Below are 12,624 nucleotides of genomic sequence, written 5' to 3'. Positions count from 1 at the left end.
GATGTTCAGAATGATTAAGATGATTGCGATAGATTTAGATGGAACGTTACTGAATGATCAGAAGCAAATTTCTGAAAGAAACAAGCAGGTACTAGCGAAAGCCAAGGCTGCCGGAGTCAAAATTGTGATTTGTACGGGACGCCCATTAAAAGCCATCGAAGGGTTCTTGAACGAATTAAATTTGTTGGAACCGGGAGATTATAGTATTACGTTTAACGGCGGCTTAGTTCAAAAGAATGACACAGGTGAGATTATGGAACAGACAGTGATGGAGCCGTCTGATGTTCAAAAATTGCATCAGTTGGCGCTGGATTTGGATATTCCTTTGGATGTCTTATCAGAAGGCTTGGTCTTGCAATTACCGACTTCACCGGCGAACAAGTCTATCTATAGTCAATTAAATAAATTATTGGATTTCAAAGCGAGCACACTTGCTGAGATTGATGGTTCGGCGATTTATAATAAAGTAGTGGTGGCATTGGATCAAGTGATGTTAGATGCGAAAATTGCTGAAATTCCGGCCGCATATTATGAGGACTATGAAGTAATTAAAACGCGTAGTAACCTCTTAGAGTTTATGCCTAAGGGAATTACAAAAGGCTACGGAATTTCGCTGTTGGCGAAGGATTTAGGGATTGAACGCGAAGAAATTATGGGTATTGGCGATGAAGAAAATGACCTGCCGATGATTGAATATGTTGGTATGGGTGTGGCGATGGCGAATGCTGTTGAAAAGGTTCACGCAGCGGCTGATTATGTGACTGCGTCTAATCAAGAAGATGGGGTTGCTCAGGCGATTGAACAATTTGTTTTAAATTAAAAGGAGGGATTCCATGGGATTTTTTGATAAGATCAAGAAAGCTTTTACCGGTGAAGAACAAGTACCGGAAGAAGTGGTTGAAGTCCAAGAGAAATACGACAAAGGCTTAGAAAAAACGCGGAAAACATTTGGCGAACGTATGAATGAGTTGTTTGCTAATTTCCGGAGTGTCGATGAGGATTTCTTTGAAGAGCTTGAAGAAACCTTGATTGGCGCCGATGTGGGCTTCGATACCGCAATAAAAATCACTGAATCATTGCGCCAAGAAGTTAAACTGCGTAATGCTAAGAAACCGGCTGAGGTTCAAAATGCGATTATCGAAAAGTTGGTTGATTTGTATGAAGCAGAGGGCATTAACGAGATCAATGAGATTAATTTGCAAGAAGATGGCGTGACAGTTATTCTATTCGTCGGGGTTAATGGCGTTGGGAAAACGACGAGTATTGGCAAATTAGCGCATCAATACCGAGAAGAAGGTAAAAAAGTTTTGATGGCAGCGGCTGATACGTTTCGGGCTGGTGCGATTGATCAGTTGGTTGTCTGGGGCGAACGCGCGGGCGTAGAAGTTGTCCGTGGCAAAGCCGGCGGCGATCCGGCGGCGGTTGTCTTCGATGCGGTGGCTCGTGCCAAAGCAGAAGGCGCCGATGTCTTATTGGTAGATACGGCAGGCCGTTTGCAAAATAAAGTCAATCTGATGAATGAGTTAGAAAAAATTAAGCGGGTCATTCAACGAGAAATTCCGGAAGCACCACATGAAGTCTTGTTGGTACTTGATGCGACGACTGGACAAAACGCTATGGTTCAGGCAAAACAATTTAAAGAAACCACTGATGTGACTGGGCTTGTCCTTTCAAAATTGGACGGCACGGCTAAAGGTGGGATTGTGCTAGCAATCCGTAATGAGTTGCATTTGCCAGTCAAATTAGTTGGCTTAGGTGAAGGCATCGATGATTTAGAAGTCTTTGAACCGAATGACTTTGTGGTCGGTTTATTCAAAGGGTTGCTGAAAGAAGAATAAATGAGTGTCACGTGAGGAACTTCTACGTGATTTACTAAATAAGAAAACTTAGGAAGTGGCTGAAATCTGTTGGGCTGTAATTGGCAGATTTCGGTCGCTTTTTTGTGATTATTTTTGGTAATGACAAGGGATCGAAATAAACTTGAAGAGTTGGCTGTTTAGGAAAGAAAATGATTTCTTTTGTCTATTTCATTAGATATAGTGGTATCATCTAATCATAGTGAAAAAATTTAAGCGAATAGAGAATTAGAAATCTGTCATTTAGCGAGACAATTTCAAAGGTTTTCTTTTGACTTTCCTATATAATAATGGGTAGTAGAAGTAGAAAGGTGTAAGAACTATGCAAATGAAAGAATTCATGCGTCGGGATGCTGTCCGACCATTTTTGAAAAAGGCTCGCTTTGGGTTAGAGCGAGAAAGTCAACGTGTGACCTTAACGGGAGAGTTGGCTAGTACAGACCATCCAAATGTCTTAGGTAATCGAGCTTTCCATCCCTACATCCAAACGGATTTTAGTGAGACACAGGTGGAGATGATTACACCGGTGGCTGATAGTGCCAAAGAAATGCTCCGTTTCCTTGAAGCAATCCAAGATGTAACGATGCGCTCATTGGACGATGGGGAAATGTTGTGGCCGTTAAGTATGCCACCTGCTTTACCTGAAAAAGAAGAAGATATTATCATTGCTAAATTAGATAAGTTTGAGGATGTGCTCTATCGACGTTACCTAGCCAAAGAATATGGCAAACGTAAACAGATGGTCAGTGGCATTCATTTTAACTTTGAATTTGCGGAAGACTTGGTCAAGCAATTATTTAATCAACAATCAGAAATCTCTTCATTAGAAGAGTTTAAAACGGAAATCTATATGAAGGTTTCACGTAACTTTTTACGTTATCGTTGGTTGATTACTTATTTGTATGGAGCGTCACCATTAAGTGAAGCACGCTATTTTGAAGATGAGCCGCAGCCAGATGAGCCAGTCCGTAGTATCCGTAGCAGTAAATATGGCTACACGAATCATGACAATGTGAAGGTTTCTTATGCGTCGTTAGCGACTTATGTGGACAATATTGCTGAGATGGTTGAGACAGGCAAATTATCGGAAGAAAAAGAATTTTATGCACCACTGCGTTTACGTGGCGGCAAAAAGATGTCAGAATTGGCTGAGTATGGGATTCGTTATATCGAGTTGCGTAGTATTGATGTCAATCCGTTTGAACGGGTGGGAATTAGTGATGAACAGGTCCAATTTTTGCATATTTTCTTACTTTATTTGTTATGGACAGAGGAAAAGCATGAGGCTGACGAATGGGTCGCTATTGGTGATTTGTTAAATAATCAAGTAGCTTTGGAAAATCCTTTGGAACAGACGGAGCTTTTAGAAGAAGGCGAAGCGTTATTTGCTGATATCCTGGCGATGTTAGATGAACTGGCATTGACAGAGGAAAAAGAGTTAGTTCTTACGTTGAAAGAACGCCTAACGCAGCCTGAGCAGACGTTATCTGGACAAATATTAAACAAAATTCAAGAAGCGAGTCAAAAGGAGTTAGCTGTTGACTTAGGCATGGCTTATTATCATGAGGCCCACGAACGTCCTTATCAATTAGCAGGCTATCGAGGAATGGAATTGTCGACGCAAATTTTACTATTTGATGCGATTCAAAAAGGTATTTCAGTGACGGTTTTAGATGAGATGGATCAATTCTTAAAATTACAGCACAAAGGCCATGTCGAGTACGTCAAAAATGCCAATATGACTAGCAAGGATTCCTATATCGTACCATTGATGATGGAAAACAAGACGGTGACCAAGAAAATCCTAGCAGAAGCTGGCTTCCGAGTACCGCAGGGCGAAGAATATACGCAAATTAGTGAAGCGAAACGAGCGTATGCTCAATTTGCTCAGACAGCATTTGTTGTCAAACCAAAATCAACCAATTACGGGCTAGGAATATCGATTTTTAAAGAAGGAGCTTCACAGGAAGACTATGAGAAAGCCTTAGAGATTGCTTTTTCAGAGGATACCGAAATCTTGATTGAAGAATTCTTCCCGGGAACTGAGTATCGTTTCTTCGTAATCGATGGTCAGGTTCAAGCGATATTATTACGAGTACCGGCCAATGTTGTTGGCGACGGCGCGCGGACGATTGCTGAATTAGTTGCTGAAAAGAATCAGGATCCTTTACGAGGCTCACATCACAGAGCACCGTTAGAATTGATTCAACTGGGTGAGATTGAAAAACTGATGCTTAAAGAGCAAGGTTTAACCATCGATTCAATTCCTAAAAAAGCTCAAGTAGTCTATCTGAGAGAAAATTCAAATGTCAGCACCGGTGGCGATTCTATCGATGTGACCGACCAATTCACGGACGCCTATAAGAAAATCGCGGCAGACGCGGTGACTGCATTAGGCGCTAAAATCAGTGGCATCGACTTGATTATTCCAGATCATAGCGTGGATCCAGCAACAGATAGTAAAGCTTACGGGATTATTGAGGCGAATTTTAATCCGGCGATGCATATGCACGTCTATCCTTACCAAGGGAAAGAACGCCGCTTGACGCTGAAAGTTTTACAGCTGTTGTATCCGGAAGTAGTGAAATAAAAAATAGAATAGAACTATAAATGGCTTCGCGCATCTGATTAGTTGCGTGAAGCCTTTTTTCGTTAAAGAGATTATATCTATTGTAAGTACAATGAATAAGTTGGTTGAAATGTGAAGAACTCTTGGATGAAAGAGGATGCGTAGGCTAAACAGTACTTATCGTTAGCAGTTTTTGTTCCTTCATGGATGCTAGTTGTTTTGCCGAAGAAAAGAAGGTTCAGTAATTTACACGCATAGTTAAAATTTTAGCAAATGAGACGGTTAATTTACTAGGATATATAACACATCTGAAGTTAGGTTTGAATTCGAAAATCTAAATTACCTACTGAAAAATAGGAAAAATATCGTCTCCAAAATTTTCTTGTGATTTTTAAGGAAAAAGTAGCTTTTGTGTTTTTTTGAAGAAAAATAAATTGAACACCCAAAATTAGAACCGAAAATATTAAGTATACCAAATTTATTGAATAACCTTGCTAGTAAGCGTCAAAATTCTTCAAAAGTTAAATAGGCAAAACATTAAGTATACCAAATTTTTCCACATTTTTTCGATTTAAGAGAGAGTTAACTCTTGAGTTAAGAAATGCTTGGCAAATAAGATTATTGCAAGAGAAAATAACAATGGCTGAAGGTATTTTAACGTTAAAAAATGAGGACAATCAATTTGTTTTATTATGCTAACAATTTTGTGCCTAAAAGAAACTATATTTAGGCACATTGAAATCTTTGTATCGCCTGTTGTGATAGTGTTTATAGGTTGGTCATAAGTATGTCAAGACGGCGAAAGATTGGACTAAGAATTTAGTCATTCTGATAGAGGAAGTATAAACACAAAAGACTAGGTTACCTATCAAGTCTACGATAGGGAACCTAGTCTCTTTGTGTATTTAGCATTCACTTATTCAAAGGCTGGAATGCTGATTGTTTGTTTGGTTTCTTCGACTTCTAAGCCGGTTTTTTGTTCCCACCATTGACGTAACTCTTTTTCATAGGTTTTAGGGAAGGTGTCTACAATTTCCGATAATTTTTTACCAGCTAAGGTAGCATAAGAGTAATTCATCGCCAAATTGTATTTTAGTTCACTGAGTAAGCTGTAGTACTGAAACATCATGTAATGCATATCCTCTTCATCTTCAGTCGCCAAGACTTTTGGTGCACGGTCTAACATGAAACCAAAGCTGTGCATCATAAAGACAATCCCGTCTAAATGTTTGGGGTCAATCGTCTCAACGTCCTTCAATAGATCAATGTGGCCATCCAATACGCGTAACAATTCTTCTTTTAACTGTGTGTAACCCACCATAAAATCGTCTCCTAATGAAATAATTTATGCCAAAAACCCTGTTTTTCTTCGGGTTCTTTTGCCTCTGTCGGTGTATTTTTTGGTGCTGCATATTTTTCTTCAATATCAATGACTGCCTCATTAAGCGCCTCTTTTGCGGCAAGTAATAGGCCTAAGCTTTCGGGTTCGTTGGTCACGAAATCATTGATTACGGTAAATTTCATGTTATTTTTTGTGGCTAATTGGATATAAGTTGTTTGGAGCTGTGCTGAGATTGATCCGTTTAAAAGGACCGTCAACTCAGGGTATTTTTTGAATTCCTGTACCAAACGTGTTTGATTTTCTTTCTTTCTCATCTCGGCAACGGTCATACTCAGGGCACAGCGTTCACGAAATGTCCCCATGTATTTATGCTGTTCATCTGGATTTACCAAAGGACTGCCATAGCGGCCGCGGTCTAAGTGACTTTGTAACTGGTCGTCTGACATATTTTTAACCTCCTGAATCTGTTTTCATTACTTATCTCTAGTATAGCACACTCCTGAATGAGTATTGAGTTGAAAAAAACATTGATTTTCTTCAAAATTTCACATAAACTATAGTAAGAATGAAAATCATTCTCAATTAGAATGTAATGGAGCGTACTTATGAAAAGGTTAGGTCTTTTTCTACTACTTGTATTATTAATGGGTATCTCGTTATTTGTTGGAGTGAAGGACCTCACAATCACAGACTTATTTGCAGGAAGTGTACAACAACAGTTAGTCTTTTTTGCAACGAGGATTCCCCGCACGATTAGTCTGTTATTGGCGGGCAGTACGCTGAGTGTCTGCGGCTTAATCATGCAACATTTAACACAAAATAAATTTGTTTCACCGACAACCGCGGGGACTATGGATAGTGCGCGACTAGGGATTCTAGTAGTCATGCTCTTTTTGCCAAATGCGCCGCTATCGATCCGCTCGTTTGTCGCTTTTCTATTTGCCTTTCTCGGAACGATGGTTTTTCTTGGCTTAACCAAATTATTACCAGCTAGAAATCAGTTAATGTTACCGCTGATTGGCGTGATGTTTGGCAATATTGTTGGCTCAATCGCAACCTTTTTTGCCTATCAGTTCCAGCTGGTTCAGAATATGTCTTCTTGGCTACAGGGGAATTTTTCAGTTGTGATGAAAGGGAGCTATGAGTTATTATACCTGACAATCCCGTTATTTATCGTGATCTATTTATTTGCTTATCAATTCACAATTGTCGGGTTTGGCGAGGATTTGGCCACCAATCTTGGCGTGAATTATCGCTGGATGCAGATTTTTGGCGTTGGCTTAGTTGCGTTAGCTAGTGCGGTGGTCTTAATTATGGTGGGTAGCATTCCGTTTTTAGGCGTGATTATTCCTAATCTAGTTTCGCTAATCTATGGCGATAATATAAAGAATACTTTACCGATTACGGCGATAGCTGGCAGTATTTTCTTATTAATTTGTGACATTATTGCCCGCGTTGTGATTGCCCCTTATGAAGTCCCGGTCAGCGTAGTGGTGGGCGTCTTAGGCAGTATTTTATTTGTCATTCTATTAACTAGGAGGGCAAAGTCATGAAAAAATTGATTCAATCAACTGTCGGCAAATTAGTTCTTATAGCGATTATCGGCCTGATATTTTGTGGAGTCTATCTGACTTACAATACCTATGGGAACTTCGCATTTGCTTGGCAGATTAGAGGGAAGAAATTGCTGGCGTTCATACTGGTTGCGATTGCGACTGGCTTTTCTACGGTGAGTTTTCAAACCTTGACTCAGAATCATTTCCTAACACCAAATATTCTCGGGCTAGATTCATTGTATGTCTTAATTCAGACCGGCTTGTTTTTTGTCTTTGGTGGTGTCACGATGCTGTCTCAACAAAGTTTGGGACTCTTCCTTACGACCATTGGCTTAATGGTGGTAGCTAGTCTGTTTCTAGCAAAATTCATGCTGGGCAAAAGTCAAAATGATTTATTCCTGTTATTAATGATTGGCCTGATTTTAGGCACGCTCTTTAGTAGCGGCAGTACATTTCTACAAGTCTTAATGGATCCGAATGAATATGACTTATTACAAGGAAAGCTCTTTGCCAGTTTTGGTAATGTCGATAGTCAGTATCTGATTTGGGCTGCGGCGATTATTTTGGGAATTTCGGCTGTCTTGTTCAGTTTGAGTCGGACGTTGGATGTGCTTCACTTAGGTCGGGAACAAGCAATTAACTTAGGAATCAATCTGCCTCGATTACAGATTTTATTGCTAGTATTAGTGAGCGGCTTGACTGGAACAGCCACTGCATTAGTGGGGCCAGTCACGTTTCTAGGCTTTATTATCGCCAATATTAGTTATCAATATATGGGCACGTATAAACATCGAACACTCTTTGTGACGGCGGTTTTATTAGGGATTGTCTTTCTGATTGGCGGGCAGTTCTTAGTCGAGCAAGTCTTTCATTTGAACACAACCTTGAGTGTAATTATCGAATTTGTTGGTGGGATTTATTTTGTTGGAAAGCTGATTTATGAAAGGAAGCGTCAAGCATGATTGATATAAAAAATGTCTCCAAACGGTATGGTGACAAGCTGGTTGTTTCAGAAATCAAATTGCCCATTACTGAAAATAAATTAACGGCTTTTATTGGCCCTAATGGCGCTGGGAAAAGTACGTTGCTTTCCATGATGAGTCGTTTAATTTCTAAGGATATCGGAGAAATCTATCTCGATCATAATGAAGTTAAAGCATGGAAATCCAATGAGTTATCAAAGAAATTATCTATTTTGAAACAAAGTAATGGCACAAATGTAAAAATAACGGTTAGAGAGCTGGTTAATTTTGGACGTTTTCCTTATAGTAAAGGACGTTTAACCAAAACGGATCATCGGATTGTCGAAGAAGCGTTGCAAAATTTAGGCTTAGTGGAAATGGCTGATCAAATGATCGATACCTTATCGGGTGGTCAATTACAGCGCGCCTATATTGCGATGGTCTTGGCACAGGATACGGATTATATACTGCTCGATGAACCATTAAATAACTTAGATATGAACTACGCAGTCCAAATGATGCAAACGTTACGCCGTTTAGTCGAAGAATTAGGCAAGACAATCATCATTGTGTTGCATGATATTAATTTCGCCGCAAGCTATGCCGATGAAATTGTCGCTATGAAGGATGGCAAATTATTCGCCCATGGCACAACGGACGAAGTGATCCAAAGTGAAGTCCTAAATAAACTATATGGCATGAATATCCGTATATGTGAGATTGAAGGCAAACGATTCTGTATGTATTTCCAATAAGGAAAGACAAATAATTTGAACAAAGGGAGAACGAAAAATGAAAAAGAAATTATTGGCAGGCCTAGCAGTCGCTGCCTTGAGTATGGTATTAGTCGCATGTGGCAATGGAGATAAAGGAAAAACCGCCGCATCTGGTTCAGAAGCAGCAAGCTCAGAAAGCGCGCAAAGTTCTAGCGAAGCAACACCGAAAACGATTGAAGTGGAAGATAGCAACGGCAAAGTAACTGTGCCGACGAATCCTAAAAAAGTCGTAGTTTTTGACAATGGTTCATTAGATACAATTGATGCATTAGGTGCCGGCGATGCAGTCGTTGGGGCAGCGGTGGATAATTTACCTACTTACCTAGACAAATACACATCTGTTGAATCAGCGGGTGGCCTTAAAGAACCTGATTTGGAAAAAATTAATCAATTACAACCAGATTTAATCATCATTTCTGGTCGTCAACGTGATTTCATGGAAGATTTATCGAAAATTGCGCCAACGCTATTCTTAGCTGTCGATAACGAAAATACATGGGCATCTATTCAACAGAATGTCACTACTTTAGGGAAAATCTTCGGCAAAGAAACTGAAGCAGCGGATGCTTTAGCAAGCTTAGATAAAGAAATCGCAGCAACGAAAGAAAAAGCTGAAGCAAGTGGCAGTAAAGCTCTAGTTGTCTTAGCAAATGAAGGTCAATTATCAGCTTATGGTCAAGGCTCACGCTTTGGTATCGTGCATGATACTTTTGGTTTTGCGCAAGCGGATGATCAAATTGAAGCATCAACACACGGTCAAAGTGTTTCATTTGAATATGTCTTAGAAAAAAATCCAGATATCTTGTTCGTTGTTGATAGAACTAAAGCAGTCGGTGGCGATGATAGCCAAAACAACCTAACAGATAACGAGTTGGTTAAACAAACGACGGCTGGTAAAAATGATAAAGTCATTCAATTATCACCAGACACTTGGTATTTAAGCGGTGGCGGACTAGAATCTGTTCATTTAATGTTAGAAGATGTGAATAACGCATTTTAATAGAGTATTTGAATAAAAGTCTGTGGTAGAAGGAACTTCTAGCGCAACGTTTATTCACGGAAAAGAGTGGTAGCGTAAAAGCTGCCACTCTTTTTATAGATAAAATGTCTTTCTGAGAGTCAATCAAGAGGCGGAAAAATTCCTGTTTGAACTTTCTGCGTGGGTTCTGTATAGTAGAGAGAAACAGTCAGAAGGGTCGGTGAAGGTTATGGAATTAGTCAAAAATGTGAATCTTATTTTTGCTCGAAATCAACGTTTGACGACGGAGCGCTTAATTTTGCGTCCAGTGACTTTAGCGGATGTCGAGGATATGTACGCGTATGGAAAAGATGAAGAAACAACTAAATTTGTTTTTCCAACGCATCAAAATAAAGAAGAGACCGCGATCAGTATTGCGAACTATTTTATGGCGGCGCCTTTTGGTAAATATGGCATCGAATTAAAAGAGACGCAGCAAATGGTTGGAACGATTGATTTGCGGGTAGATGAAGGAAGTAATAGCGGTGAGCTTGGCTACACGCTAAATAGAGATTATTGGGGACGAGGGATTGTTCCAGAGGCCGCTCGCGAGTTGATGCGATTTGGCTTTGATGAGCTGGGACTGACACGAATCTATGCGACGCATGATGAAGATAATCCAAATTCGGGTCGAGTGATGCAGAAAATTGGCTTAACCAAGGAAGGTCGGATTCCAGCTGCACGTAAACTACGTGGAAAAATCGTAACAGACATCCAATATGGCGTGACTAAGGAAGAATGGCTGAAACAATCAGCGAGCAGGTAAGCAAATAGTAGTAGAGAAACGGTTCGATCGGATTTTTATTTTATAGGAACAAAGTATTTTTTAGAAGAAGGCAGGTGTAGGCATGGGTCGATTGGCGATTATCAGTGATTTGCATGTGGACATTAATCACTTTACAGAAAAAGAGCTGCAGCAATTATTTACTATCCTGATGGAGCAAGAGGTGACGCATCTGCATCTGGCTGGTGATACGGCTAATCGTCTGAAGACTTGTCAGGCAGTGCTGGATTTTTTTAATCATAAAGGCTTAGCTACAAGTTTTATCTTCGGCAATCATGAGCTGGCGGATGTGACCGGTGAGGCGATGATGGCCCATTATCCTAATGTTCATTTTCTAAATGAGCGCTTCATTCCTCTAAATGAAAAGAAAGTCTTACTAGGATTTAACGGCTGGTATGATTATAGTTATTCGACAACGAATACTGAAAAAGAGAGTCTTCGCTTAAAAAATTTATACTGGTATGATCGTTTTATTCAACGGGAATTTTCTGATCCAGAGGTTAATCGCTTGGGGTTGCAGCGTTTAGAAAAAATCTTAGTGGAGTTAGAAGAGAAAGGGCTCGAGGTTGTCTTAGCCACTCATTTCGTTCCTAAGCGCGAATTTATTGTCTATCAGACTGGTAAATATCAGCGCTGGAATCAGCTGAATGCGTTTCTGGGTTCGGAAGCATTAGGAGAACTAATTGATCGCTTTGCCAATGTTCAGCAGGTGGTCTTTGGCCATACGCATCGGAAATTTGAAGAGCAACAGATTGGCAATACGCTCTATAGTTGTCGACCGTTGGGCTACTTTTATGAATGGCAGCTGACGCGCGACTTTATCCGAGAAAATCAGCTGATGGAGACTTTCCAGATGGCGAAAATCAGAAGTGTTTTGAAAGCTAATCAAGCAGCTTTTGATCAGTATAAAGAACAACATTTAAAGAATGAGTTTCAATCAGCCATGACGCTGATTGACTATTAGGAGGGAAATAGAATGGAACGTTGTGGCTGGGCTGAAAAGCATGAATTAGAAACAGTTTATCACGATAATCAATGGGGTGTGCCGGAACATAATGACCAACAATTATTTAAAATGTTGATGTTAGAAGCCAATCAAGCAGGGCTAAGTTGGCTGACTATTTTGAAAAAAGAAGCACAATTTGATGAGGCGTACGATCAGTGGGATTATCGTATAATTGCTACATATGATGACAAAAAAATTGAAGAGCTGTTGAATAATCCAGGGATTATCCGTAATTCGCTGAAAATCAAAGCAGCCATCAATAATGCCCAAAAATTTATGGCAATCCAAGAAGAATTTGGGAGTTTTGATACCTATATTTGGTCATTTGTGAATCATCAGCCGATTATCAATCACTGGCAGGAATTGAGCGAAGTGCCGCCATCGACAGAGTTATCCGACAAGATTAGTAAAGACTTAAAGAAACGTGGCTTCAAATTTTTAGGTAGTACGACGATTTATGCCTACATGCAATCGATTGGACTAGTTAATGATCATATCGAGTCTTGCTTTAGGAAAAAACTCTGCCAATAATTTGTCGGATACATTAGTGGATGCCCAAGTAGGTGTATCCACTAATGTAGGATTTGAACCTGTGAGAAAATCGACTACAAATGAACGATTTGTATTTACTAGGTAATACCTAGGTAATTTACCTACATAGCTAAATCAAAAAGAAACCATGATGGATGGAAAAATCAAAGAAGTTCTGATAACCTAAAGAGGAGAATATCATTGGTAGAATAGGCTTGCTTAGA

General features: G+C 39.8%; 12 protein-coding genes. 10 read left to right on the top strand and 2 right to left on the bottom strand.

The genetic code is table 11. From position 1 onward, the window contains the following. Positions 1–10 precede the first annotated feature (10 nt). The 3 genes from BAU15_RS05930 to gshAB all read left to right on the top strand — a co-directional run bounded on the left by BAU15_RS05930 (position 11) and on the right by gshAB (position 4,446). The gene (locus tag BAU15_RS05930; protein WP_161841821.1) at positions 11–820 is read left to right on the top strand and encodes a Cof-type HAD-IIB family hydrolase; all 810 of its coding nucleotides are present in this window, start codon (positions 11–13) and stop codon (positions 818–820) included. A 13-nt stretch (positions 821–833) separates the two neighbouring features. Next, positions 834–1,838: a signal recognition particle-docking protein FtsY gene (gene ftsY, locus BAU15_RS05925; RefSeq protein WP_161841820.1), complete on the top strand. Its 1,005-nt coding sequence runs from the start codon at positions 834–836 to the stop codon at positions 1,836–1,838. 340 nt (positions 1,839–2,178) lie between these two features. Continuing rightward, a complete protein-coding gene (gene gshAB, locus BAU15_RS05920) occupies positions 2,179–4,446 on the top strand; it encodes a bifunctional glutamate--cysteine ligase GshA/glutathione synthetase GshB (RefSeq protein ID WP_161841819.1) in 2,268 nt (755 codons plus the stop codon). A gap of 895 nt (positions 4,447–5,341) precedes the next feature. On the opposite strand, the gene BAU15_RS05915 is transcribed toward gshAB, so the two are convergent. Together BAU15_RS05915 and BAU15_RS05910 are read right to left on the bottom strand one after the other, a co-directional pair. Further along, positions 5,342–5,746: a hypothetical protein gene (locus BAU15_RS05915; RefSeq protein ID WP_161841818.1), complete on the bottom strand. Its 405-nt coding sequence runs from the start codon at positions 5,744–5,746 to the stop codon at positions 5,342–5,344. 11 nt (positions 5,747–5,757) lie between these two features. After that, positions 5,758–6,213, bottom strand: coding sequence for a YueI family protein (locus tag BAU15_RS05910; protein WP_161841817.1), 456 nt, complete (start codon positions 6,211–6,213; stop codon positions 5,758–5,760). 159 nt (positions 6,214–6,372) lie between these two features. On the opposite strand from BAU15_RS05910, the gene BAU15_RS05905 reads away from it, so the two are divergent. From BAU15_RS05905 to BAU15_RS05875, 7 genes are all read left to right on the top strand, one after another. Continuing rightward, positions 6,373–7,320, top strand: coding sequence for an iron chelate ABC transporter permease FitA (locus BAU15_RS05905; protein ID WP_161841816.1), 948 nt, complete (start codon positions 6,373–6,375; stop codon positions 7,318–7,320). Further along, on the top strand, positions 7,317–8,285 hold the full coding sequence (locus BAU15_RS05900; RefSeq protein ID WP_161841815.1) for an iron chelate uptake ABC transporter family permease subunit FitB: 969 nt from the start codon (positions 7,317–7,319) through the stop codon (positions 8,283–8,285). The genes BAU15_RS05905 and BAU15_RS05900 overlap by 4 nt, the downstream gene beginning before the upstream one ends. Next, positions 8,282–9,040 (top strand): iron chelate ABC transporter ATP-binding protein FitD, encoded by a 759-nt coding sequence (locus BAU15_RS05895; RefSeq protein ID WP_161841814.1) that lies wholly within the window; start codon positions 8,282–8,284, stop codon positions 9,038–9,040. The genes BAU15_RS05900 and BAU15_RS05895 overlap by 4 nt, the downstream gene beginning before the upstream one ends. A gap of 37 nt (positions 9,041–9,077) precedes the next feature. After that, positions 9,078–10,061 (top strand): siderophore ABC transporter substrate-binding protein, encoded by a 984-nt coding sequence (locus BAU15_RS05890; RefSeq protein WP_161841813.1) that lies wholly within the window; start codon positions 9,078–9,080, stop codon positions 10,059–10,061. A gap of 208 nt (positions 10,062–10,269) precedes the next feature. Next, positions 10,270–10,845: a GNAT family N-acetyltransferase gene (locus BAU15_RS05885; protein ID WP_161841812.1), complete on the top strand. Its 576-nt coding sequence runs from the start codon at positions 10,270–10,272 to the stop codon at positions 10,843–10,845. An 82-nt stretch (positions 10,846–10,927) separates the two neighbouring features. Beyond that, positions 10,928–11,827, top strand: coding sequence for a metallophosphoesterase (locus BAU15_RS05880; RefSeq protein WP_161841811.1), 900 nt, complete (start codon positions 10,928–10,930; stop codon positions 11,825–11,827). Positions 11,828–11,839: 12 nt separating this feature from the next. Then, complete coding sequence (locus BAU15_RS05875) at positions 11,840–12,400, top strand: DNA-3-methyladenine glycosylase I (RefSeq protein WP_161841810.1); 561 nt, start codon at positions 11,840–11,842, stop codon at positions 12,398–12,400. The last annotated feature ends 224 nt before the right edge of the window (positions 12,401–12,624 follow it).

The organism is Candidatus Enterococcus huntleyi (assembly GCF_009933175.1).
In the GTDB taxonomy this organism is placed as follows: Bacteria; Bacillota; Bacilli; order Lactobacillales; family Enterococcaceae; genus Enterococcus_K; species Enterococcus_K huntleyi.
The sequence above is the reverse complement of the archived record's forward strand: the minus strand, read 5'-3'. Positions and strand labels throughout refer to the sequence as shown.